The sequence below is a fragment of the Mesorhizobium sp. B2-4-6 genome, from assembly GCF_006442775.1.
Taxonomy (GTDB): domain Bacteria; phylum Pseudomonadota; class Alphaproteobacteria; order Rhizobiales; family Rhizobiaceae; genus Mesorhizobium.
Genome location: NZ_VFVI01000001.1, coordinates 746,999 through 770,143, shown reverse-complemented (window position 1 = coordinate 770,143; position 23,145 = coordinate 746,999). Strand labels below are relative to the sequence as shown.

Below are 23,145 nucleotides of genomic sequence, written 5' to 3'. Positions count from 1 at the left end.
ACCTTTCAGGCGGCGAGCTTGGCGCGCTCGGCGATTGCGGCAGGTGACGGTGCGGCGGTGTCGACGCCCATTTCGTTCAGCGATTGCGCGGCTGCTTCGACCACACGGCGCATGACATGCTGGTCCATCTGGCCGATGCAGCCGATGCGGAAGGAGTCCACCACCGTGAGCTTGCCCGGATAGATGATGAAGCCCTTGTCCTTCATCAGTTCGTAGAACCTGTCGAAGGCGAAGTTCGGATGCGCAGGGTTGAAGAAGGTGACGATGATCGGCGACAGCCAGCGATCCTTGAGCAACGTCTCGAAACCGAGGGCGCGCATGCCGGCCACCATGACGTCGCGGTTCAGCGTATAGCGCGCGCCCCGGCCGGCGACGCCGCCTTCCGCTTCGTGCAGGCGCAGCGCCTCGAGAAAGGCCGCGACGACATGCGTCGGCGGCGTGTAGCGCCACTGCCCGGTCTTGTTCATGTTCGCCCATTGCGCATGGATGTCGAGCGACAGCGAATGGCTGCGCCCCTTGGCTGCCTCCAGTTCGCTCTTGCGGGCGATGACGAAGCCGAAACCCGGCACGCCCTCGATGCATTTGTTGGCCGACGACACCATCGCTTCGTAGCGGATTTCATTGACGTCGAGCGGGATGGCGCCGAACGCGCTCATGGAATCGACCAGCAGCTTGCGGCCGCTGGCATAGACGGCCTCCGATATCTCGGCGATCGGGTTGAGGATGCCGGAACTGGTCTCGCAATGGATGGCGATGACATGGGTGATGGCGGGGTCGGCCTCGAGAGCCGCCGCGACCTCTTCGCCGCGCGGCGGCAGATAGTCGCCCTTGTCGATCAGCGTGTAGGCGCGGCCGATATACTGCATGGTTTGCGCCGCGCGCAGCCCGTAGGCGCCATTGGCTAAAACCAGCAACTTGCCATCCCTGGGAACGAACGAACCGAGCATGGCTTCGACGCAGAACGATCCGCTGCCCTGCATCGGCACGCAGTCGAACTCGTCACGGTTGTCGCCAGTGAGCGCCAGCAGGCGGCGGCGAAGCTCGGCGGTCATGGCGCGGAAATCGGCGTCCCAGGACCCCCAGTCGCGCAGCATCGCCTGCTTCACGGCGTAAGCCGTGGTGAGCGGGCCGGGCGTCAGCAGATAAGGTTCGCCCAGTGCCGGCGCATCCAGCGGCTTGGCCGCCGCAAATTTCGTCTCAGCGAGCATGCTGCCCTCCCACTTCGATCCTGTCATCGGAATATGACAGTCATTCTCGACGGGCACGACATATTTGTAAAATCGTTATTTTGTATTGATGTATCGATCTGGTTGATGATAACGACCTGGCCTCAGCCAGTACGGGAACCACGCGGATGCGTTATGTCCAGCTCAGAGCATTTCATCAGGTGGCCATTTCCGGCGGCTTCTCGCGCGCCGCGGAAGCGCTCTTCCTGACCCAGCCGGCGATTTCGGACCAGGTGCGCAAGCTCGAGGAAGAGTATGACGTGCTCCTGTTCAACCGGAACAAGAAGCAGGTCACGCTGACCACGCAGGGCCAGAGGCTGCTCGAGATCACCCACCGCATGTTCGAGACCGAGCAGCAGGCGCTCGAACTTTTGACCGAATCGCGCGCGTTGCGCTCCGGCACGTTGCGCATCGTTGCCGACGCGGCGCACCATCTGCTGCATATCCTTGGCGCCTTTCGCGCCCGCTATCCCGGCGTCCGGGTGTCCTTGCGCTCCGGCAATACCGAGACGGTGATCAGCAGCCTTTACAGTTACGAAGCCGATATAGGCGTTCTCGGCGAAATGCCGGCGGGGCGCGATTTCGAGATGCTCAAGCTCAACTCGACGCCGATCATCGCCTTCGTGTCCGCCGATCACCCGCTGTCGGGCAGGAAATCGCTGACGCTCGGACAACTCGCGCAGGAGCCGCTCGTGACGCGCGAACGCGGTTCGAAAACGCGCAAGAAGCTGGAAGATCTCGCCACGGCTTCGAATGTCGAGCTGAAGCCCGCCATCGAAGCGGAAGGCCGTGAGGCCGTGCGCGAGATCGTCGCCTCCGGAGCCGGCGTCGGTTTCGTCTCGGCGGCCGAGTTCGGCCACGACTCGCGGCTGGTGCCGATCACGATCGACGCGCCGGAGACGCTGATGGACGAAGCGCTGATCTGCCTGCGCGAACGCAGCGGCGGCAAGCTGGTGCGCGCCTTTCTCGACATGGCCCGCTCGATGTCGGGGGATTGAACCTGGTTTTTACGTGGAACCGGGCGCCGCCGCGGTCACCCGCCACACCGTGTTGCCGACATCGTCGGCAATGAGCAGCGCGCCGGATTTGTCGACGGCAACGCCGACCGGACGACCCCTGGCTTCGCCCTTGTCGTCGAGGAAGCCGGTGACGACGTCCTGCGCCATGCCGTTCGGATGCCCGCCGCTGAACGGCACGAAAACGACCTTGTAGCCATTGAAGCGGGAGCGGTCCCAACTGCCATGTTCGCCGACAAAGGCGCCGCCGCGGTAGGATTGCGGCAGGTTGTTCGCGGTATAGAAGGCAAGGCCGAGGGGCGCGACATGCGAGCTCAGCGCGTAATCCGGCGGGATGGCCTTGGCCACCATGTCCGGCCGCTGCGGCATCACGCGCGGATCGACATGTTGGCCGTAATAGCTATAAGGCCAGCCATAGAAGGCGCCGTCCTTCACCGATGTCATGTAATCCGGCACGAGGTTGGGCCCGAGTTCGTCGCGCTCATTGACAACGGTCCAAAGCGCCTTGCTCTGAGGCTCGAATGACAGTCCGTTGGGGTTGCGCAGCCCGCTGGCGAAAATGCGCCAGCGGCCGGTGGCGCGGTCGACCTCCCAGATCGCGGCGCGGTCCTTCTCGGCCTGGATGCCGTTCTCGGTAATGTTGGAGTTCGAGCCGACGCCGACATAGAGCAGCGAACCGTCAGGGCTTGCGACCAAGCTCTTCGTCCAGTGGTGATCGATCGGCCCGCCCGGCAGTTCCGTCAACACCTTGCCCGGCGCCGTGATCTTTGTGTCGCCCGGTTGATAGGGGTAGCGCACGATCGCGTCCGTGTTGGCGACATAGAGATCGTTGCCGACCAGCGCCACGCCGAAGGGCGAATTGAGATGGTCGAGGAACACGCCCTGGTAATCCGGCTTGCCGTCGCCATTGGTGTCGCGCAAGAGCGTGATGCGGTTGCTCGGGCCGGTGTCGCCGCCGGAGGTGACCCAGCTTTCGACCAAACCCATGACGATGTCCTTCGGCCGCTTGACCGATGCTTCGTTCGGCGCCTTCGATTCCACCACCAGGATGTCGCCATTGGGCAGCACGTAAAGCGAGCGCGGATGCTGAAGCCCCTTGGCCATCGCCTCGATCTGCAGGCCTTGCGCGACGGTCGGCTTTTCATCGTTTTTCCAGCCGACCACCGAGGCCAGATGCATCGGCGGGAACAGGTATTGATTTATCTCCGGCAGTTTCGGATTTGGGCCGATCTGCGCGTTCGGGTCGGTGTTGTCGTCGCTGCAGCCGGCAACGCCCAGGGCCAATGCGCAGCAAAGCGCCGCGGTCGTCCATTGGATTGCGCTGTCAAGTCGTCTCATCGGCCACTCCTACATGATGGCGATAGACCAGCGCCCAGCCGAGCCAGCCCGTGAAGATGAGGATGATCACCACCAGCGCCGACAAGATCAGCCCGGTCGGCACGACCGACGTCCAGGCGTCGCGCGTGTGGACGAGCATGTTGAAGAAGGACAGCACGAGCACGATGAGGTTACCCGCCATGTGCAGCCATGCGGTCGGCTGAGCGCGTATCCTGCGGTCCCCAAGAAAGTCCGTAAGCCCTGCGATGGCCGCCAGAATGGCGACAATGACGCCCGCGGTCAGGAGCCAGGCCGAAAAATTGGCCCAGGTCATTTCGGCTGTCTGCCAATAGACGATATCGGTGAGCAACGTCCCGACGAAACAGGCGATCGGGATGGTGACGAGCATGGGGTGGATGGGATGGCCGGCTATGCTTGCCGTGGATCGCGGGTTGTCCATGCGGAAGCTCCTTTCCGCGCTGCTGCTTGGATGTAACAGCGCGAAAAGACGAATGTTCCGCCGGAAATTCTCGCGCTCACCAGAAGGTGAATGCCCGATTGTCAGCCATGGCTGACGCGGAATAGACCGTGCGGTGGCCGGGCGCGCATTTTACGGACGACAATCACGCAAGCCGCGCGGCATGCCACTTCAGGTGATCGTCCATGAAAGTCGAGATGAAATTGTAGGAATGGTCGTAGCCGTCCTGCATGCGCAGGGTGAGATCGATCCCTGCCTTCTTGCACGCTTCGTCGAGCAGCCATGGCCGAAGACCATCCTCCAGGAAGCCGTCAGCGGTGCCCTGGTCGACCAGGAATTCTGGAAAATGCTTCCCATCCTCGATCAGAAGGGTCGTGTCGTAGGCGCGCCAGCTCTTCTCGTCCAGCCCGAGATATTTTTCGAAGGCCGGCCGGGACCAGCCAGCCGTCGAGGGTTGCGCGATCGGCGCGAAGGCCGAGCAGCTCCGGTAGCGTTGCGGATTCTTGAACGCGATCGTCAGCGCGCCATGTCCGCCCATCGAATGGCCGAAGATGGCCTGGCGTGCCATGTCGACCGGAAAGTTGGCGGCAATCAGCGCCGGCAGCTCCTCGGTGATGTAGGAATACATGCGATAGTTTTTCGCATAAGGCTCCTGCGTCGCGTCGAGGTAGAAGCCGGCGCCGCAGCCGAACTGCCAATTGTCCTTCTCGTCGGGAACGTCGGCGCCACGTGGGCTGGTGTCGGGACACACGATGGCGAGCCCAAGCTCGGATGCCAGCCGCCGGTACTCGCCCTTGTCCATGACGTTGGCATGCGTGCAGACGAGGCCCGACAGGTATCACAGGACCGGGAGCGGCCCGTCCTTGGCCTGGGGCGGCACGAAGGCGGCGAAGGTCATGTCGCAGGCGCAGACCTCGGAAGCGTGGGAATAGACGCCCTGGATGCCGCCATGCGATTTGGAGGTGGAAACGACCTTCATCGGTTCTGCCTTTCGTCTGGAAATAACGACCGGCATAACTGCCGGCCGGGCCTGGCGCAACCTTGCACCTTGCAAAACTGTCGGGCGATGGAAGAGGCCGGCGCCGGTTAGCCTGCCGGACCAACACAGGCCTGTGCCACCGGGAGCCGCCCAATACCGGAGGCGGCCAGATCGGGCTTCGCCGCAAAGCTCTCCATTGTCGATGCACTGCCGACGGAGAAGACACGCGTTCCGATTATCTGAACGCCTTTTGGCTTTCCTTGTTTGAGGTCGCCGGCAGCGGGAGTAATAGTCGCGTCGGAATCGTGAGGACGAGACGATGACCCTGAATTTCGACCCGAGGGCGAAGGCCACCGCGCTCTACCATGGCGAATTCCGGCCGATGTTCATCGGCGGCAAATGGGTCGCGGCGCAATCCGGCCAGGAGATGCAGGCGCTGAACCCGGCGACGGGCGAAGTGCTGGCAACCGTGCCGCGCGGGTCGGCCGCCGACATCGACGCGGCGGTGGCCGCGGCGCGCGCGGCCTTCGAAGGCCCCTGGTCGAAATTCTCGCCTTACGAGCGGCAATGCCTGCTTCTGCGGATCGCCGACTTGTTCGAGAAGCATTGGGAAGAGCTCAGCGTCTCCGACACGCTCGATATGGGGTTGCCGATCACCCGCACGCTGGCCAACCGGCGCCGGGTCATCGGCATGCTGCGCTTCTATGGCGGCATGGCGACCGCGCTGCATGGCGAGGCGATCGACAATTCGATCCCCGGCGAGATCGTCACCTTCACCCGTCGCGAGCCTGTCGGCGTCGTCGGGGCGATCATCCCCTGGAATGCGCCGACCGCCGCCTCGATCTGGAAGATCGCGCCGGCTCTGGCCACCGGCTGCACCATCGTGCTGAAGCCGTCGGAGGATGCATCGCTGACGCCGCTCCTGATCGCGAAGCTGATGCAGGAAGCCGGCGTGCCCGACGGTGTCGTCAACATCGTCACCGGAACCGGCGCCGAGGCCGGCGCGCGGCTTGCCGGGCATCCCGACGTCGCCAAGATCGTCTTCACCGGCTCGACGCTGACCGGCCAGGCCATCGCTCGCGCCGCTGTCGTCAACCTGAAGCGTGTTTCGCTGGAGCTTGGCGGCAAGTCGCCGATCATCGTCTGCCGCGACGCCGATATCGACAAGGCCGTGCCGGTCGCGGCGATGGCGGTGTTCGTGCATTCCGGCCAGATCTGCATTGCCGGCTCACGCCTGTTCGTTGCGCGCGAGATCCATGACGAATTCGTGCGCCGGGTCGCCGAGTTCGCCGGCAAGCTGCGCATCGGCCATGGCATCGAGGCGGAAACCGAGATCGGGCCGCTGATCAATGCGAGGCAGGCCGGCAAGGTGGAAGGCTACATCAAGGCCGGCAACGACGAAGGCGCCAGGCTGGTCGCCGGCGGCTCAAGGCTGACGGGCGAGCTCTATGACGGCGGCAACTTCATCGCGCCGACCGTCTTCGGCGCGGTGTCGGACAAGATGACCATCGCGCGGGAAGAGATCTTCGGGCCGGTCATCTTGGCCATGCCCTTCGACACGCTGGATGAGGTCGTCGCGCGCGCCAACGCTACGCCTTACGGTCTCGCGGCCGGCATCTTCACGACCAATCTCGGCACCGCGCACAAGCTCGCGCGTCGCGTCAAGGCCGGCTCGGTCTGGGTCAACATGTATCACGCCATCGATCCGGCCGTGCCGTTCGGCGGCATGAAGATGTCCGGCTACGGGCGCGAGGGCGGCGTCGAGCATCTGCACGAGTATCTGGAGACCAAGTCGGTCTGGATCCAGACCGACTAAGAAGACGCTCCGTAAACCTGCTCGTCAGCTCGCGCGGATCAGCTTCATCGGTTGCTCCGGGAAGGAGTGCTGCACATAGCCCGCGCGGTAACGATGCGCCGGCAGGACAGAAAGTCCAGTATGGACCATTTACCCGCGACCCCCGGCGAACTTGTCGTTTAAGCCTTTTGGCACCGCTCGGAGGCGCGGTGTTGGGAGGTTTCACGAGCTATGCAAGCCGTTCTCACGGTCACGAACTTGCGCAAGTCGTTCGGCGGGATCCACGCGCTGAAAGGCATCGACTTCGATCTTCACGCCGGCGAGATTCATGCTCTTTGCGGCGAGAACGGCGCCGGCAAGAGCACGCTGGTGCGTATGATTGCCGGCCTCATGCCGCCTGACGAGGGCGAGATCCGCGTCGGCGGGCATTTGCTGCGGCCCGGCGAGCTTACCAACCCGAAGCTCGTTTCCGTCGTCTATCAGGAGTTGTCGATCATTCCGCATCTGTCCGTGCTGGACAATGTGCTTCTCGGCGACCCCGATATCTCCCAGCTCTACATCCGCGCCCGCTACAGGGCGCGTGCACGCGAGACGCTGGATCAGCTCGGGCTGTCCGATATTCCGCTCAACCTCGAGGCCGGAACCCTGTCGATCGCCGAGCAGCAGCTCCTCGAAATCTGCCGCGCCGTGATGCGCGGAGCGCGCGTGCTCATCCTCGACGAACCGACCGCGAGCCTTTCCGACGCCGAGATCCAGCGGGTCTTCGCGACGGTGCGCTGGCTGCGCGCCAAGGGAACGGCCGTCGTCTATATCAGCCATCGCCTGCCGGAGATCTTCGCCCTCACCGATCGCACGACCGTGTTCCGGAACGGACAGCGCATCCTGACGAAACCGACCGCGCAATGGACCAATGACGAGCTCGTCGCCGAGATGATCGGTCGCGAGGTAACCTCGGCGCATGCGACGCGCGACCGGGCCGGGCCCGAGGCGGCGACGGTGATCGAGCTTGCGGGACTTGGCGTCGCGGGAAAATACCGCCCCGTCGATCTTGCCTTCCGCGCCGGCGAGATCGTCGGCGTCATCGGTCAGTTGGGCTCCGGCGCCAATGCGCTGGTCGAAACGCTGGCAGGCCTGGAGCGGCGTTATGCCGGCACGATCAGGGTCGACGGCTCTCCGGTCGAGGTCACTTCGATTGCGGCGGCGGGCCGTGCCGGTATCGCCTATGTCTCGGAGGACCGCGCCGGCAAGAGCCTCTTCCTCGGAGCCCCCATCGAGGTCAACCTCACAGCGGCGATCCTTGACCGCCTCAACCGCTTCGGCGTGCTGACGCTTGCCGATGCGCGCAGGCAGGCGGGCGAGCTTGCCCGCCGGTTCCAGATCGACGTCCGCCGGCTGCCGGCTGCGGCGTCGACGCTTTCGGGCGGCAACCAGCAGAAAGTGGCTATCGCCAAGTCGGTCGCGCTCTCGCCCAGGATCCTGGTGCTCAACGAGCCGACACGCGGCGTCGATGTCGGCGCCCGCACCGAGATCTACCGCGAGATCCAGGCGCTCGCCCGTGAGGGGTTGGTCGTCCTGTTCTTTTCGACGGACCTGGAAGAGATCCGGGAGCTGTCGCAGCGCGTGATCACAGTCTTCCGCGGCGAGATCGTTCGCGATCTGCCGGTCGAGGAGACGACCATGGATTCCATCCTGGGCGACGTCGTTCGCGGTCCGGACATCGGGAGGGCGGCATGAGCATCAACGGCAATGTAAGGAGCGGAGGCAGGGCCTTGGTCGGATTCGACGCGGCGGCGCTCGGCGCCAGCCTGATGCGGCCGGAGCGCATCCAGTCCACCGCGGTGTGGGCAGCCACGGTGCTGTTCGCCTTGTGGGCAACATTCACCATTCCCGGCTTTTCCTCCGGCGCCAATGTGTCGGCGATCATGTACTCCACGTCCGCGGTCGGCATCGCCGCGGTCGGCATGGCGCTGATCACGCTTTCCGGCAATCTCTTCATGCTGTCGATGGGCGCGACGGCCGCCGTCTCAACCATTCTCTTTGCATCCTTCCTGCATTTCGGCCTGTTCGCGAGCGTGATCCTGGTGGTCCTGATCGGCGGGCTGTTCGGGTTGGCCCAGGGTATCGCCGTCGGCCTGTTCCGCACCAATCCGATCATCACCACGATAGCGATGGCTTCGATCATCACCGGCGCCGGCTCGTTCTATTCCGGCGGCCTGACGGTCGTGGGCCAGGGAGACGCGAGCTGGCTCGGGGTCGGGCGGACCCTCGGCCTGCCCAACCAGATCCTGCTCTTCCTGTTGGCGGCGATCGTGCTGAGCTTCATCGTCGAGCGGACCCGCTTCGGCCGGGAGCTTCGCCTGATCGGGCTGAACCCGAAGGCCGCCAGCTTCACCGGCCTGCGCGTCGGCCGTACTTTGGTGCTCGCCTACATGTTTGCAGCCATGGCTGCGGCCTTTGCCGGCGCGCTCTATGGCTCGCAGGCGGCGCAGGGCAACCTCAAGCTCGGCGCGGGGCTGGATTTCGACGCGATCGCCGCCGTGCTCGTCGGTGGCGTGGCGATCAAGGGCGGCCAAGGCCGGATCCTCGACGCGGCGATCGGCGCCGTGTTCCTGGCGATGATCTCCAACATCCTTTTGCTCAAGGGCCTGTCGCTGGAGATCCAGCTCATCGTCAAGGGCCTGGTGGTGATCGGCTCGGTGATCCTCGGCGCGCTGGCGCTCGGCTTCAGGAGGTAAGACCATGGCCGCGATCCGCAAGTCGAAGATGATTTCCGGCGCGACGCTGCTGCGCCTTGTCCTGCTCGCCGCTCTCGTCGCCGCCTTCGCGATCTGGAATCCGGCTTTTATCAGCGGCCGCAATCTCTATGCCCTCATGCAATCCTTCGCGCTGCTCGGCATGGTCGCGCTTGGCCTGTCGCTGACGATGATTGCCGGCGAGTTCGATCTGAGCGTCGGCTCGATGGTCGCCGTGGGCGGCCTGATCACGCTCGTCATCGGCGCCGGCAATCTCGTCCATGGCATGGTCGCCGCGCTGGCGTTCGCCGTGCTTGTCGGCTTGGTCAATGCCTTCGTGATCAGCCGTTTCAAGGTGTCGTCGCTCGTTGTCTCGGTCGGCTCGATGATGGCGCTCTCCGGCTTCGCTTTCTGGCTCGCCGGCGGCAAGGTCATCAGCACCGACAATTTCGACCTCGGCATGGTCCTGGACGATCCGCTGCTGACCGTCCTTTCCTGGCGCAGCGTCGTGACGCTTGCCGCCTTCCTGCTCGTCGGCCTGTTCATGCACTACACGCTGATGGGACGCGACATCCGCGTCGTCGGCAGCAAGCCCCAGGTCGCGGCGGCGAGCGGCGCCAGGGTCGGCCGCTCGCTGGTGATCGTCTTCGTGCTTTCCGCCGCCACGGCCGCCCTCGCGGGAAGCCTGCTGTCGATGAGCCTCGCCAGCGCCGCGGCGACCACCGGCAGCACGCTGATGCTGCAGGCCGTCTCGGCCGCGATCGTCGGCGGCGTCACCCTCAGCGGCGGCTCCGGCACGCCCGCGCATGTCCTGCTCGGATCGCTGATCCTGACGGTGATGAACAATGGACTGAGTCTGATCGGCATGGGGGCGACGGGGATTCTCTTCGCCAACGGCCTCGTGCTGATGGGGATCGTGCTGCTCGACGGTCAGTTGGGCGCATGGATGAGCGAACGGCTCGCAATGTCGCGGGCCGCCAATTCCGCCTAGCGGAAACAACCGACGGATCCTTGCAACGCCGCCGAGCCGATCGGCGGTGCGGGGGAACGTGCAACCTTGAAACGGGAGGAGTAACCAAAATGAACTTCGCAAAACTTACCAAACTTTTGCTGGCGACCACGGTCGTCGGAGGGCTGATGGCGCCGGGAATGGCCTTTGCCGCGGCCAAGGGCGCGAAGGTGATCCTGCTGACGGTCACCGAGGAATGTGAATATTGCGCCCTGCACCAGCGCGCCTTCAAGGAGGTCGCGGCCGCCGCTGGCATCGATCTCGAGGTCAAGATCAACAACTACGACGCCGCCGAGCAGGCCTCGCAGGTCGACCAGGCGATTGCCCAAAAGCCGGACGCGATCGTGCTCTGGCCCGCGGATGCGAGCGCCATCGTGCCGTCGCTGCGCAAGATCAAGCAGGCCGGCATTCCGCTGGTGATCACCAACTCGCGGCCGGACGAGAAATATTCGCAATTCTGGGACGTCTTCACCGGCCCGTCGGACATCGGCAACGGCGAGTCCGCCGGCGAAGCCATGATCAAGGGTTTCGCCGACAAGAAGCTCGGCAGCGACGGCAAGGTCTTCATCGTCGAGGGCGTTCCCGGAACACCGCCCCAGATCCAGCGCTCGCAGGGCTTCGAGGATGTCCTGGGCAAGAAGGCGAGCGGCATTCAGGTGGCCGGCAAACAGAACGGCAACTGGGACCAGACCAAGGCGACGGACGCCGCCGCCGCCCTCTTCACCCAGCTCGGCTCAGGCGTGAAGGGCGTCTATGCGCAGGCCGACAACATGATGTCCGGCGTGATCGTCGCCGCCAAGCGCGCCGGCATCGATCCGGCAAGCCTGGTCCTGGTCGGCTCCAACTGCTCGATCGAGGGCGTCAACCAGATCAATGACGGCACGCAATACGCCACCGTCCTGCAGTCGCCGATCGACGACGGCAAATATGCCGCGCAGGCTGTCGCCGATCTTCTCGACGGCAAAAAGGTGGAGAAGCAGATCTTCCTGCCGCACGAGATCATCACCAAGGCCAACGTCGCCGACTGCAACGCCGCGCTCGGCCGCTGATTATCCGCATCCGAGGCACGGCGGCCCGCCGCCGTGCCTCATCCTTCCCGACGTCAGAAAAGAGGAATATCCCATGGCCACGGAGCCAGTCTTTAGCAACGCCTTGCCGGACCTTGTCGTGGTCTCCGGAACGGCTTCTGGTCTTGGTACCAACATTGCCCGGCTGCTGACCGAAAGCGGCGTACGCACGATCGGCGTCGATCTCGCGCCGGCGCCCGAGAGCCTTGCAAGCCAACGCTATTCGCATGTCCGGGGCGACGTTACCGACGAGGCGACCTGGGCCGGCATCACGGACATGATCACCAGGGAAAATCCTGGAACGCTTGGCCTCGTGACGTCGGCGGCCATGCTGAATGTCGGCACCATCCTCGAATTCGACAAAGCGGCGATGGAAAGGACCATGTCGGTCAATTTCATCGGCACGGCGCTCGCCTTTCGCGCCATGCTGCCGTTGATGACCGCGCGCGGCGGCGGCCCGATCGTGGCGGTCGCCAGCATCGACGCGACATTCGCCGAGCAGCAGCTTGCCGTCTACGCCGCCTCGAAGGGCGCCGTCCGCCAGCTTACCCGCACCGTTGCGATGGACCATGCGCGCCAGGGCATACGCGCGAACGTGCTGAGCCCCGGGCCGATGCTCGCCGGCCTCTTCGAACGGCACATGAAATCCGCCAACGATCCGGACCGCTTCCTCGCCGCGCGCGCCAACCGCCAGCCGGCCGGCCGCATCCTCGATCCGGCCGAGGTCGCCCGCGCTGGCCTCTTCCTGCTTTCTGACGCCTCCACTGCGCTCAATGGCGCCGAGATCATCGCCGACGGCGGCCTGACGACCAGCTTCGATTTCCGCACGGGGTCGGAAGGCGCCTCGGTCTGAGGAGAAGATGATGAGCAAATCCATTGAACTCGTCGCCGCCTACTGGACCATCTCCGGCGACGTCTATCCGTTCGCGCCGAACGAGATCAGCCCCTTTCCGTTCGCCCGGCGTGTCGAGGCGGCGGCAAGGGCCGGATACAAGGGCGTCGGCCTGATCCACGCCGATCTGCAGGCGACGCGCGAGAAGATCGGCCTGAAGGAGATGCGCCGCATCCTCGACGCCAATGGCATGCCGCATGTCGAGCTGGAGTTCATCACCCACTGGTTCGCGTCCGGCGCCCTACGCGCCGCATCGGACAAGGTTCGGCGCGAGCTCTTCGAGGCGGCGGAGGCGCTCGGCGCCCGCGACGTCAAGATCGCGCCGGAATTCGATGCCGACACGATCGACCTTGGGCAGGTCACGGACAGCTTCGCCGCGATCTGCGACGACGCCGCCCGTTACGGAACCAGGATCGCGCTGGAGGTGATGCCGTTCTCAAACGTGCGCACCCTGGAAACCGCGCGCGCCATCGTCGAAGGCGCGGCGAAGGCCAATGGCGGCCTGCTGCTCGACATCTGGCATGTCGGCCGCGGCGGCATCCCTTACGAGGCCGTCGCCACCGTGCCGAAGCAATATGTCGTCTCGGTCGAGCTCGACGACGCGGATGAAAAAATCGTCGGCACGCTTTGGGAAGACACGATCTACGAACGCCGGCTCTGTGGCGAGGGCGTGCTCAATCCCCCCGCCTTCATCGACGCGATCCGCAAGACCGGCTTCGACGGCTTCTACTCCGTCGAAGTGATCTCAAAGAGGCATCGCGTGCTGCCGCTCGAAGAGGCGGCGCGACGCTCGTTCGAAACAACCATGGCGCAATTCGCCGCAAGATAGGAAGGATCAAAATGGAAACCAATCTCAAGGGCAAGGTGGTGCTGATCACCGGGGCGGCGAAGGGCATCGGCCGCGAAACGGCGATAGCGTTCGGCCGCGAGGCAAGCCGCGTGGCGCTTTTCGACATCGACGAAGCGGCCCTTGCCGAGACGTCGGCCGCGGTCACGGCTGCCGGCGGCACGGCCGCGACGTTCAAGGCCGATCTTTCCTCGGCTGAGGATATCGAGAAGAAGGTGACAGCCGCGATCGCCCATTTCGGCGGCACGGTCGATGTCCTCGTCAACAATGTCGGCGCCGGCGCGGTGCGGACCTTCGACCAACTGACCGACGCCGAGTGGGACAAGACCTTCTCGCTCAACTTCATGAGCTATGTCCGCACGACGCGCATCGTCCTGCCGGTCATGCGCAAACAGGGACACGGCGCGATCGTCAACAACGGTTCGGACCTTGCGCGTCAGCCGGAAGGCGTTCCGATCGACTACTCGGCGTCCAAGGCGGCGGTGCTCGCCCTGACCAAGGGGCTGGCGCGCACCGAAGGCGCCAACAACATCCGCATCAACGCCGTGGCTCCCGGCCCAATCTGGACGCCGTTCTGGACCCAGCCCGGCGGCTTTGCCGAAACCATGGGCAAGTTCCACAATATGGAGCCGCAGAAGGCCGTCGAGCACGAGATGTCGCTGCGCCAGCTGCCGCTCGGCCGCCTCGGCAAGCCGGAGGAAGTGGCCAACGTCATCGTGTTCCTGGCCTCCGATCTCGCCTCCTTCGTCACCTCCTCCGTCTGGGGCGTGGATGGCGGCTCGATACGAGCGATCGCCTAAAGCAATTCCCGGAAAAGTGTGAGCGGGTTTCCGGCCGGAATTGCGTCAAAACAAAGAGATTTCAGGAGAACCGCACTGCGGTTGTCCTTTGGAATTGCGCAAAAACAAGGAGTTGCAGCAGGCGATTCTATCAAACGCTGAACTGCTTCAAGGCGCGCCGCAACGAAACGGAATCAGCCGACGCGGTCAACGATCCGCTCGATGCGGTCCTGGGCGTCCTTCAGGGCCGCTCGGTCGGATTTGCGGCCGGAAAGCGCGTCGTGAACCTCCTCGCCGATGATGCGCTCCATGCCGGTGTAGAACGGCACCGGCGGGCGCTGCCAGTTGCGCAGCAGATTGCGGTTGGCGAGGCTGCCGACGAAGCGCACGAGCTGCGAGCTGCCGATCGCCTCCGGATCCGCGCTGACCGAGAAACGCGGCGCGACGGGAAAGCCGTTCTTCACATGCTCCTTCATGGCCTCGCGCGATGCCATCCAGGCCAGCGCTTCGGCCGCGAGCGGCAGACGCTTCGGGTCGATGTTGGAAGGGATGCACAACAGGAACCCGCCGATCGGCGAGGTGTTGGTGCCGCCCGGTCCTGAAGGCTGCGGAACGTAGGCGACGCGGCGCTTGACGGCGGAACGGACTTCGGCCTCGAACTGGGCGGCGCGCATCGTCCAGACATAGCCCATCGCGCTCTGGCCGCGCAGGAAGACCGCGCAGGAATCGTCCCAATGCGCCTCGAGCGCGCCGGGCTGGGCGATCTCCAGCATGCGATGCATGTAGTCGAGCGCCAGCAGGCCGGCTTCGCTGTCGACCTGCGGCCGCATATGCTGCGCATCGAGGTTTTCGGTGGAATAGCCCGTCGGCGTGCGGCGGATCGACAGCACGGTCTGGCCGCAGCAGCCGAGGAAGAACATGAAGCTCGATGCCAGCGGCCGGTGCGCCGCGTTCCAGGCGATGCCGTAGCGTTCCGCGGCCGGATTATGGAATGCGCGCCCGGCGCTGATGACGTCGTCGAAGGTGCGCGGCAGCGGCAGCCCCTCGCTTTCGAAGAGATCCGACCGGCAGGCCAGCACCTCTATCGTGCAATAGATCGGCACACCGTATTCGACGCGCTGCCAGGTCGTCGTCGACCAGATCGACGGATGGAAATCCATCGGGTTGATGCCGGATTCGCGGATCACCTCGCCGATCGGCAGGACAAGTCCCTTGCTCGCGAATTCTCCAAGCCAGGGCATGTCGATCGCGATCATGTCGTAGGCCGAGATGGTGCGCGCGCCGTTCGCCAGGCCCTCCCGGTAAAGATCGTTCTGGTGCACCAGCTTGAAGCTCTTGGCGCTCGCCAGGTTGTTGCGGAAGTCCGACCACGTGTTGCGCATGGCGGCAAAGTAATTGTCGTCGTTCAGCAGGAACTGCAGCTCGACGCCTTTCGTGACCCTGTTGGTCAAAAGGTTGATCGGTGGAATGATCGGACTGCCGCGCTGCGGCGCGCCGAAATAATAGTCGGCCTCATGCTCCTCATTGTTGCGGCCGCCGACGATCTCGGCGATCAGGGCTTTTGTCTCCGCCGCATAATTGATGGCGAGGTTCGAGAGGCGTGCCGTCGGGTGAAGCGTAAAGCGCTTGGCCGTTTCGGAAGCCGCCCGCCTCTCGATCAATCCGCTGTCGATCATGCCCTGGATACGCCGGATCGCGGTGCCGTGAGGGAGATTGGAGACCAGCGCGAGCTTGCTGATCGTCACCGGATAGCCTTCGAGCTCCGAGCGCATGAGGTAGTGGATGATGCGCCAGGCGGCCTCGTCCTCGACATCCGTGACGCCGAGGAAAGGCCTGCGCAGCCGATCCACGAAATCATAGACGCGCAGGAACTCGTGATCGTTCATCCCAACATTCTCCTTCCAGCGCGGAAGGATACGCCGACCAGGCGACTCGACGCCAGCTTTTGTCCAATTTGGACGAAACCGCCCAGCCTCAAGTTCCGGCGGTCTTGGGAGCCAGGACGAAATCCCATTCGACGGACCAGAACGGAGCGTCGAAACCGAGCTCGCGCGCCTTTTCCGGGTTGGTGACTTTGGTGAAATCCGCGATCAGCGAATCCTTCACGCCGAAGACGGCGTCCTCGGCAAGGTAGCGGCAATCGGGCGCGAAGATGTGGGTGATGACGGGATCGTAACCCGGCGCGCTGACGATGTAGTGCACATGCGCCGCCCGGTTCGGATGACGCCCGAGCGCGGCGAGCATCTTTCCGACCGGTCCGTCGTCCGGGATCGGATAGTAGCGCGGCTTGACCGAACGATACCAGTACTCGCCCTTCTCGTCGGCGGTGAAGACCCCGCGCAGGTTCCAGTCGGGCTGGACGTCCTCCTGCTGGACATCGTAGAAGCCGTCGTCATTGGTCTGCCAGACATCGATCAGCGCGCCGGCGATCGGCTTGCCTTGCGTGTCGAGCACGCGACCGCGCACCACCATCGGCTCACCCTTGCCGTCGAGGCAGATGTTAGCGCCGTGCTCGTAGCGCGGGGCTTCGGGCACGTAGAACGGGCCGAGGATGGTGTTTTCCGTGGCGCCGTTCGGACGCCGGTGATTGATCGCGTCGACAAGCATCGAAACGCCAAGCGTATCGGAAAGAAGGATGAATTCCTGCCGCCAGTCGGAGCACATCTTGCCGACATCGGTGAGGAACTTGATGCCTTGCAGCCACTCCTCATGCGTCGGCTCGATCTCCTTGATGGCTGCGTGCAGGTGTTTCACCAGCACGCCCATCACCTGCCGCAGGCGCGGATCGACATCCGGCCCCATGCGCGCGTTGACCACGTCGACCGAGGTCTCTTCCTCGAAATAAGGATACTTCGGTCGAGCGGCGTCTGCGGTGCCTGTCATGGCGATAACTCCTCCAGGGACGTTCGGGTTCTCAGGCCTGCGGCGGCTCGCCGGCATAGGCGCGCGCGATAAGAGCCCGGATCGATCCCCGCTCCAGCGCCCGCGGGTTCCAGTAGGGATTGGCCAGCGCGCGGTCCGTCGCGGTGTCGATCCCGTCGGGCGGCATGCCTATCTCAGACAGGGCGCGCCTTGCGCCGATCCGGCCCGCAAGATCGTAGAGGGCCGTCGCCGGGTCGTTCGTCTTCAGCACGGCCCGCAGGGTTTGCATGACGGCCGGAACGGCGGGGGCGTTATAGGCCAGCGCATGCGGCAGCACGATCGTATGGGTCTCCGCATGCGGCAGGTCGAAACTGCCGCCCAGCGTGTGGCAAAGTTTGTGGTGCAGCGCCATGCCGACCGAGCCAAGGCAGATACCGCAGAGCCAGGCGCCGTAAAGCGCCTTGGAGCGCGCATCGCGGTCATGCGGCTTCTCGGCGATGACCGGCAAGGCGCTCGCCAATGCGCCGATGGCCTCGGCCGCCATCAGGTCTATCACCGGGTTGCTTTCCCTCGCGTAGAGCGCCTCGACCGCATGGGCGATGGCGTTCATGCCGCTTGTTCCCGACAACGCGGCAGGAAGCGTCATCGTCAGGTCGACGTCGTAGATCACCACTTCCGGCAGCACCCGCGGGCTCGATTGGGTGACCTTCGCGCCATCCTTCGTCTCGCCGAGGATCGGCGTCATTTCCGAGCCGGCATAGGTCGTCGGCATCACGATCTGCGGCAGGTCGGTGCGCAACGCGATCGCCTTGGCGAGGCCCGTCGTGGAGCCGCCGCCGACCGCAACCAACCCGTCGGCCTGAAGCTCGGCCACGATCCGCAGCGCGTCCTCTGTCACGGACACGGGCGTATGCATCGTCGCCCCGGCATAGACCCCGGCCGCGGTGCCGCCAAGCGATCCGGCCAGACGCCGCGCGTCCGCCTCCTGCGGCGGCGTTGCCAACACGAGCACACGCTTCAGCCCCAGACGGTCGATCTCCTCCGGCAGCCTTGCAATGGTGCCAGATCCGAAGACGACGCGCGCCGGCTGGCCATTATAGACGAAGCTTTTCATCGAGCCTCTCCCCGTCAGCCGCGATTGTCGACACGCAGCAGGAAGGGATTGATGCTGACGCTTTGCCAGACATTGGCGGCAGTGAACGGGTCGGCGGCGTTGAACGCCTTCACATCTTCGATGCTGTCCGCGGAAAACACGAAGAGCGAGCCGATCATGGTCGCACCGTCCGCAGCGACCAGCGGCCCGGAGATTACAGTCGCGACCGATCCGGCGGCAAGATAGGCCTTGTGGGCATCGTAATTGGCAAGCCGGCGCGCAAGCGCATCGGCATGGTCGAGACAGTGGACGGCAAAGAGCAAGATAGTCCTCCCGGGGGGCGCGGCGCTTCATCGATCGTCGCTAAGTTCTACTCCTCCCTGCCGGAACTTAAATCGACTCCCGTCGAACGGACCGATGAATTTGTCCAAACTGGACAGATATGGGTTCCATGCGGGCGTGATTGTTCGCCGCCGGAAACGGATACCGGCCGATTGCATCGTGCCGTCGAGGGCTAGCGCAGCCGCGAGATCCCTGTGGTCTCAGGCGATCCTCTGTTCGAATTGCGCGATGTCGGCGCTCTTGCGCAGTCCGGTCGCGACGACGGACACACGGAACTTTCCCGCCAATGCCTGGTCGAAGATGGCGCCGACGATGATGTCGGCATCGGCGTCGACCTCTTCGCGTATCCGCGTCGCGGCTTCGTCGACCTCGAACAGCGTCATGTCCATGCCGCCGCAGATCGACACGAGCAGCCCCCTGGCGCCGGACATGGAAGCTTCATCGAGGAGCGGATTGGCGATCGCCGCCTCGGCCGCGATCTTGGCGCGCCCCTCCCCGGAGGCCTCGCCGGTTCCCATCATCGCCCGGCCCATGTCCCGCATCACCGACTTCACGTCGGCGAAATCGAGATTGATCAGGCCTTCCTTGACGATGAGATCGGTGATGCAGCCTACACCCGCGTAGAGAACGCGATCCGCCATGGCGAAGGCGTCGGCGAACGTGGTCCTGGCGTCGGCGACCCTGAAGAGGTTCTGGTTCGGGATGACGATCACGGTATCGGCGCTCTCGCGAAGGCGTTCGATGCCTTCCTCGGCCGCCTGCGTCCTGCGCTTGCCCTCGAACACGAAAGGCTTGGTGACGACGGCCACCGTCAGGATGCCGGCGTCGCGCGCGGCGCGCGCGATCACGGGCGCCGCACCCGTCCCCGTGCCGCCGCCCATGCCGGCGGTGATGAAGCACATATGCGTTCCCGCAAGGTGATCCATGATCTCGTCGATGGATTCTTCCGCGGCAGCGCTCCCGACCTGGGGCAAGGACCCGGCGCCCAGCCCCTCGGTCACATGCGCGCCCAGTTGGATCAGGCGCGACGACTTCGACATGGTGAGCGCCTGGGCGTCGGTGTTGGCGACGACGAACTCGACGCCCTGCAGCCCTTCGGCGATCATGTTGTTGACGGCGTTTCCGCCGGCGCCGCCGACCCCGACAACGGTGATCTTGGGTCTCATCTCCAGGATTTCCGGCTTGGCGGTCATGTTCTCATCTTTCTACCGAAGGCACCTGCGGCTCCGCCGCACGATCATGCGGAGCCGAAGCAAGCACACGAATCAGGCGACCCCCACCAACCGCAGGGAATCAGAGCAGGCGCCTCCCTGCAAGGTCCGCTGACATTCTGCAAGCGCAAACGCCCCGGCCAAGAGCTGGAAGCGTCTGGGCGCTCGAGTGATCCGAGCCGGCGCGCTGCAAGAAATTCTATTGCGTCACCGAAGTCGAGGTGCCCCAGGTGTCCGACAGCACATAGCCTTGCGGATAGGGATCCGTTGGATCGAGATAGTAATTGTGCTCTCCTGTGATCCAGGCCCTGCCGGTTATCTGCGGCACGATCGCCTTGCGCCCGGCGACTTCGGTGAGTTCGAGGATCTTGCCGGTGAAGCGCGAGCCGATGATCGATTCATGGATCAGCACCTCGCCGGCCTTCATCTGGCCTCGCGCCTGCAGCACGGCCATGCGGGCCGAGGTGCCGGTTCCTGTCGGGCTGCGGTCCGAGCGTCCTGGCGAGACGATGCAGGTGTTGCGCGTGACGTTGCCTGGCCCCTGGAACGGCATGGCGAACTGCACGATCGACACACCGCGCACATTGTCGAACTGCGGATGCACGACATCGAGCTGCTCGCGCGCCGCGCGGCGGACCTTCTCGCCGGCCACGGCCAATTCGCGGGCCTCGTCGGGGGTGACCGAGAAGCCGAGCGCAGGCGCATCGACAATCGCGTAGAACATGCCGCCATAGGCAATATCGACCTTGATCGTGCCAAGCCCTTCCACCTCGATATCGGCATCGAGGCGCTCGGCGAAGGCGGGGGCATTGCGCAGCGTGATCGACAGGCATTTGCCGTCGCTGCATTCGGCGCGCACCTCGATGACGCCGCCGGGCATATCCAGCTTGAAGCGCGTCTCGGGCTCCTGCATCGGCACCATGCCGGTCTCGAGCAACACCGTGGCGACGCAGATCGTGTTGGAGCCGGACATCGGCGGATATTCGGTCGGCTCCATGATGATGGCGCCCGCGGCGCAATCCTCGCGCGTCGAGGGCACCAGGAGATTGACATGCCGGGCAACGCTGCCGCGCGGCTCGCAGATCAGCATGCGCCTGATATGGTCGTGATCGCGTTCCATCGTGATCATCTTTTCCATCATCGTGCGGCCCGTGGGCGGCAACACGCCGCCCACGATGACATCGCCGATCTCGCCCTCGGCGTGGCAGCCGACGACGCGGATGCTGGTTTTGGTGCGCATTGCTTTTTTCTCCCTGTCCGCCGCGACTATCCGCCTGGCAAGTGGGGGACAAACTGATCAATCCGCGCGCCAGCCTCAAGGAAAATCATGACGGCCGACGTTTTTGTTTTTCCAGCTACTTGTCGAAATAAGAAACGATCAACTCCGAACCGAATCCCAGTTGAGCGGCGCTACCCGTCCGCCAGCGCCGTCACCTCACGCCGGAAAGGCAGCGCGTCACCGATATCGGCTTCGTCCAGCTCACGGGCAAAGCGATGGCCGGCATAGGTAGCCCAGGCGATCGGCCCCGGCGCTTCCGCATCGCCGATGACCTTGACCGAACGGATGCCATTGTTGGCGCACTCGTTTTCCCGGGCTTTCAGCGCGTGCCAGACGGCGTCGTCCTGATTGCGCGACGTCACCAGGACGACGGCATCGGCGGCCATGTCCACATTCGCGCCGGTATAGACACAGGCAGTCGCGACGCCGCCCGAAACGATGCTCGTGGCGGTCCTGTTGAGGACGATATCGACCCCCAACTCCGCCAGTCGGCGATGGATGGCCCCCTGCTCCAGCGTGTTGCGGGTCCAGTCCGAGACATAGGCCGAAGGGGTCACCAGGGTTACTTTCGCGCCCTGGCGCGCCATCAGCTCGGCCAGCACGCCGCCCATGTAATAGTGGTCGTCGTCGAACAGCACGACGTTGCCGGAGGGCACATTGCCGCCCATCAGATCGTCGGGCGTGTAGATCGGCATGGCGGCGTCGATTGGCATCGGCACGACATGGGCGCGTGCCACGCCGTCGCGCCGCCAGGTCGATCCGGTGGCGATGGCGACGTTCTGGAAGCCGAAGGACAGGATGTCGTCCGCCGACAGCCGGCTCTCGAAATAGATATCGACATTCGGCATCTGGCTGAGCTGGTACTGCCGGTAGTCGCGCACCCGGCGCCAGGCCGACAGGCCTGGCAGCAGGCACTCACGCGCCACGCGGCCGCCAAGCTCGGTGCCAGCCTCGGCCAAAGCCACCTGGTAGCCGCGCAGGCCGAGCGCTCGGGCGGCCTCCAGTCCGGCGGGCCCGGCGCCGACGATCAGCACGCTGTCGCTGTCGCCCTTTGCCTGCATGCGCTCCGGATGCCAGCCCTTGCGCCATTCCTCCATGAAGGTCGGGTTCTGCGTGCAGCGCGAGATCGACATCGTCATGTCGCCGGTAATGCAGATGTTGCAGCCGATGCATTCGCGGATATCCTCGATGCGGCCTTCCTCGACCTTCCTCGGCAGGAAGGGATCGGCGATCGACGGGCGGGCGCAGCCGATGAAGTCGAGCGTGCCCGACTTGATCATCCTGACCATGACATCCGGCGAGGTGAAGCGGCCGACACCGACGACCGGCTTCGAGGTCAGCTTCTTGATGCCGGAGACGAGGCTTTCCTGCGCCGCCTCTTCCTTGAAGCGCGACGGTCCCGAGCAATCCTCCCAGGCGCCGTGAGCGAGATCCCAGAGATCAGGCAGCTCGGCATGCATCTCGATCATGTCGCGGACTTCCGAATTGGCAAAGCCAAGCTCGCCGATCATCTCGTCCAGCGACAGCCTGAGCGTCAGGCCGCACGTGTCGCCGATCGCGTCGCGCCCTTCCTCGATCAGCTCGCGCATCAGCCGCGAGCGGTTCTCCAGCGAGCCGCCATATTCGTCGCTGCGCTGGTTGGTGGCGGTGGACAGGAAGTGCTGGATGATGCCGAAGCCGTGCGCGCCGTAGAGGCAGACCAGGTCGAAGCCCGCCTGCTTCGCACGCTTGAAGGCGTTGCGATGCCAGCGGCGCAAATCGCGAATATCCTCTCTGTCCATAGCGCGGGCTTGCACCGGATCGTTGGTGAAGGTGCGGATCGGCAGGGGCGACGGGCCGCGCGGGACTTCCTTGGTATAGAGGTTGGGACCATTGATGCCGGAATAGGCGAGCTGGACGCCGGCCAGCGCGCCGTGCTCGTGCATGGCCTTGGCCATCTTGGCCAAGGCCGGGATATCGGCGTCGTCCCACAGCCTGAGCTCGATGAAGGGCGTGATCTCGGAGGTGTGGTGCATCTCCGTCTGCTCGGTGAAGATGACGCCCCAGCCACCTTCGGATTTCATCCGGCGCATCTCGGCCGCGGCCGACGGATCGCGATAACCGCCGCCATTGCAATGGGGGACCTGGTAGAAGCGGTTCTTGGCCGTCACCGGCCCGATCTTCATCGGCTCGAACAGAATGTCGTAGCGTGGGTCGCGCATGGTGCTTCCTTCCTGTCGGC

The 23,145-nt window shown here is 64.6% G+C and carries 19 protein-coding genes and 1 pseudogene; 9 read left to right on the top strand and 11 right to left on the bottom strand.

The annotated features are described in order from the left end of the window. Window positions 1-5 precede the first annotated feature (5 nt). The gene (locus FJ957_RS03700) at window positions 6-1,208 is read right to left on the bottom strand and encodes a 2-aminoethylphosphonate--pyruvate transaminase (RefSeq protein WP_140828645.1); all 1,203 of its coding nucleotides are present in this window, start codon (window positions 1,206-1,208) and stop codon (window positions 6-8) included. A gap of 146 nt (window positions 1,209-1,354) precedes the next feature. Between FJ957_RS03700 and FJ957_RS03695 the strand changes: the two genes are divergently transcribed. After that, window positions 1,355-2,224 carry a LysR substrate-binding domain-containing protein gene (locus tag FJ957_RS03695; protein WP_140828643.1) on the top strand — a complete coding sequence of 290 codons (870 nt, stop codon included), beginning with the start codon at window positions 1,355-1,357 and terminating at the stop codon, window positions 2,222-2,224. 9 nt (window positions 2,225-2,233) lie between these two features. Here FJ957_RS03695 and FJ957_RS03690 read toward each other — a convergent pair whose 3' ends face one another. From FJ957_RS03690 to fghA, 3 genes and pseudogenes are all read right to left on the bottom strand, one after another. After that, window positions 2,234-3,580 (bottom strand): sorbosone dehydrogenase family protein, encoded by a 1,347-nt coding sequence (locus FJ957_RS03690; protein WP_140828641.1) that lies wholly within the window; start codon window positions 3,578-3,580, stop codon window positions 2,234-2,236. After that, window positions 3,567-4,019, bottom strand: a complete 453-nt coding sequence (locus FJ957_RS03685) for a DUF2231 domain-containing protein (RefSeq protein WP_140828638.1) — start codon at window positions 4,017-4,019, stop codon at window positions 3,567-3,569. The genes FJ957_RS03690 and FJ957_RS03685 overlap by 14 nt, the downstream gene beginning before the upstream one ends. A gap of 163 nt (window positions 4,020-4,182) precedes the next feature. Beyond that, a pseudogene (fghA, locus tag FJ957_RS03680) lies at window positions 4,183-5,016 on the bottom strand (S-formylglutathione hydrolase). Window positions 5,017-5,335: 319 nt separating this feature from the next. Here fghA and FJ957_RS03675 point away from each other — a divergent pair. From FJ957_RS03675 to FJ957_RS03640, 8 genes are all read left to right on the top strand, one after another. Continuing rightward, window positions 5,336-6,832, top strand: a complete 1,497-nt coding sequence (locus tag FJ957_RS03675) for an aldehyde dehydrogenase family protein (RefSeq protein ID WP_140828636.1) — start codon at window positions 5,336-5,338, stop codon at window positions 6,830-6,832. Between the two features lie 210 nt (window positions 6,833-7,042). After that, window positions 7,043-8,545 carry a sugar ABC transporter ATP-binding protein gene (locus FJ957_RS03670; protein ID WP_140828634.1) on the top strand — a complete coding sequence of 501 codons (1,503 nt, stop codon included), beginning with the start codon at window positions 7,043-7,045 and terminating at the stop codon, window positions 8,543-8,545. Next, entirely contained in the window at window positions 8,542-9,546 is a 1,005-nt protein-coding gene (locus FJ957_RS03665; RefSeq protein ID WP_246685762.1) for an ABC transporter permease, read from the top strand. The genes FJ957_RS03670 and FJ957_RS03665 overlap by 4 nt, the downstream gene beginning before the upstream one ends. 4 nt (window positions 9,547-9,550) lie before the next feature. Further along, window positions 9,551-10,534: an ABC transporter permease gene (locus FJ957_RS03660; RefSeq protein WP_140828632.1), complete on the top strand. Its 984-nt coding sequence runs from the start codon at window positions 9,551-9,553 to the stop codon at window positions 10,532-10,534. A gap of 89 nt (window positions 10,535-10,623) precedes the next feature. Next, entirely contained in the window at window positions 10,624-11,601 is a 978-nt protein-coding gene (locus tag FJ957_RS03655; RefSeq protein WP_140828630.1) for a sugar ABC transporter substrate-binding protein, read from the top strand. A 73-nt stretch (window positions 11,602-11,674) separates the two neighbouring features. After that, complete coding sequence (locus tag FJ957_RS03650) at window positions 11,675-12,472, top strand: SDR family oxidoreductase (protein ID WP_181180488.1); 798 nt, start codon at window positions 11,675-11,677, stop codon at window positions 12,470-12,472. Between the two features lie 10 nt (window positions 12,473-12,482). Beyond that, window positions 12,483-13,340: a sugar phosphate isomerase/epimerase family protein gene (locus tag FJ957_RS03645; protein WP_140828627.1), complete on the top strand. Its 858-nt coding sequence runs from the start codon at window positions 12,483-12,485 to the stop codon at window positions 13,338-13,340. A gap of 11 nt (window positions 13,341-13,351) precedes the next feature. Beyond that, window positions 13,352-14,158 (top strand): SDR family oxidoreductase, encoded by an 807-nt coding sequence (locus FJ957_RS03640; RefSeq protein WP_140828625.1) that lies wholly within the window; start codon window positions 13,352-13,354, stop codon window positions 14,156-14,158. A gap of 173 nt (window positions 14,159-14,331) precedes the next feature. On the opposite strand, the gene FJ957_RS03635 is transcribed toward FJ957_RS03640, so the two are convergent. The 7 genes from FJ957_RS03635 to FJ957_RS03605 all read right to left on the bottom strand — a co-directional run bounded on the left by FJ957_RS03635 (window position 14,332) and on the right by FJ957_RS03605 (window position 23,125). Further along, window positions 14,332-16,023 (bottom strand): extracellular solute-binding protein, encoded by a 1,692-nt coding sequence (locus FJ957_RS03635; protein WP_140828623.1) that lies wholly within the window; start codon window positions 16,021-16,023, stop codon window positions 14,332-14,334. Between the two features lie 88 nt (window positions 16,024-16,111). Next, complete coding sequence (locus tag FJ957_RS03630; RefSeq protein ID WP_140828621.1) at window positions 16,112-17,020, bottom strand: intradiol ring-cleavage dioxygenase; 909 nt, start codon at window positions 17,018-17,020, stop codon at window positions 16,112-16,114. 31 nt (window positions 17,021-17,051) lie between these two features. Next, window positions 17,052-18,113, bottom strand: a complete 1,062-nt coding sequence (locus FJ957_RS03625) for a maleylacetate reductase (RefSeq protein ID WP_140828619.1) — start codon at window positions 18,111-18,113, stop codon at window positions 17,052-17,054. Between the two features lie 14 nt (window positions 18,114-18,127). Beyond that, a complete protein-coding gene (locus tag FJ957_RS03620; protein ID WP_140828617.1) occupies window positions 18,128-18,415 on the bottom strand; it encodes a YciI family protein in 288 nt (95 codons plus the stop codon). A 219-nt stretch (window positions 18,416-18,634) separates the two neighbouring features. Continuing rightward, complete coding sequence (gene ftsZ, locus FJ957_RS03615; RefSeq protein WP_040996104.1) at window positions 18,635-19,627, bottom strand: cell division protein FtsZ; 993 nt, start codon at window positions 19,625-19,627, stop codon at window positions 18,635-18,637. Window positions 19,628-19,844: 217 nt separating this feature from the next. After that, complete coding sequence (locus FJ957_RS03610) at window positions 19,845-20,885, bottom strand: proline racemase family protein (protein ID WP_140828615.1); 1,041 nt, start codon at window positions 20,883-20,885, stop codon at window positions 19,845-19,847. A gap of 170 nt (window positions 20,886-21,055) precedes the next feature. Continuing rightward, complete coding sequence (locus FJ957_RS03605) at window positions 21,056-23,125, bottom strand: NAD(P)-binding protein (RefSeq protein ID WP_140828613.1); 2,070 nt, start codon at window positions 23,123-23,125, stop codon at window positions 21,056-21,058. Between the last annotated feature and the right edge of the window lie 20 nt (window positions 23,126-23,145).

What these genes read in the sequence shown, in the direction of transcription:
- FJ957_RS03675 (WP_140828636.1), top strand. Translation starts at nt 5,336, where the DNA reads ATGACCCTGAATTTCGACCCGAGGGCGAAGGCCACCGCGCTCTACCAT.
- FJ957_RS03625 (WP_140828619.1), bottom strand. Translation starts at nt 18,113, where the DNA reads ATGAAAAGCTTCGTCTATAATGGCCAGCCGGCGCGCGTCGTCTTCGGA.
- FJ957_RS03605 (WP_140828613.1), bottom strand. Translation starts at nt 23,125, where the DNA reads ATGCGCGACCCACGCTACGACATTCTGTTCGAGCCGATGAAGATCGGG.
- FJ957_RS03695 (WP_140828643.1), top strand. Translation starts at nt 1,355, where the DNA reads ATGCGTTATGTCCAGCTCAGAGCATTTCATCAGGTGGCCATTTCCGGC.
- FJ957_RS03630 (WP_140828621.1), bottom strand. Translation starts at nt 17,020, where the DNA reads ATGACAGGCACCGCAGACGCCGCTCGACCGAAGTATCCTTATTTCGAG.
- FJ957_RS03690 (WP_140828641.1), bottom strand. Translation starts at nt 3,580, where the DNA reads ATGAGACGACTTGACAGCGCAATCCAATGGACGACCGCGGCGCTTTGC.
- FJ957_RS03660 (WP_140828632.1), top strand. Translation starts at nt 9,551, where the DNA reads ATGGCCGCGATCCGCAAGTCGAAGATGATTTCCGGCGCGACGCTGCTG.
- FJ957_RS03670 (WP_140828634.1), top strand. Translation starts at nt 7,043, where the DNA reads ATGCAAGCCGTTCTCACGGTCACGAACTTGCGCAAGTCGTTCGGCGGG.
- FJ957_RS03685 (WP_140828638.1), bottom strand. Translation starts at nt 4,019, where the DNA reads ATGGACAACCCGCGATCCACGGCAAGCATAGCCGGCCATCCCATCCAC.
- FJ957_RS03635 (WP_140828623.1), bottom strand. Translation starts at nt 16,023, where the DNA reads ATGAACGATCACGAGTTCCTGCGCGTCTATGATTTCGTGGATCGGCTG.
- ftsZ (WP_040996104.1), bottom strand. Translation starts at nt 19,627, where the DNA reads ATGACCGCCAAGCCGGAAATCCTGGAGATGAGACCCAAGATCACCGTT.
- FJ957_RS03665 (WP_246685762.1), top strand. Translation starts at nt 8,542, where the DNA reads ATGAGCATCAACGGCAATGTAAGGAGCGGAGGCAGGGCCTTGGTCGGA.
- FJ957_RS03640 (WP_140828625.1), top strand. Translation starts at nt 13,352, where the DNA reads ATGGAAACCAATCTCAAGGGCAAGGTGGTGCTGATCACCGGGGCGGCG.
- FJ957_RS03645 (WP_140828627.1), top strand. Translation starts at nt 12,483, where the DNA reads ATGAGCAAATCCATTGAACTCGTCGCCGCCTACTGGACCATCTCCGGC.
- FJ957_RS03700 (WP_140828645.1), bottom strand. Translation starts at nt 1,208, where the DNA reads ATGCTCGCTGAGACGAAATTTGCGGCGGCCAAGCCGCTGGATGCGCCG.
- FJ957_RS03610 (WP_140828615.1), bottom strand. Translation starts at nt 20,885, where the DNA reads ATGCGCACCAAAACCAGCATCCGCGTCGTCGGCTGCCACGCCGAGGGC.
- FJ957_RS03655 (WP_140828630.1), top strand. Translation starts at nt 10,624, where the DNA reads ATGAACTTCGCAAAACTTACCAAACTTTTGCTGGCGACCACGGTCGTC.
- FJ957_RS03650 (WP_181180488.1), top strand. Translation starts at nt 11,675, where the DNA reads ATGGCCACGGAGCCAGTCTTTAGCAACGCCTTGCCGGACCTTGTCGTG.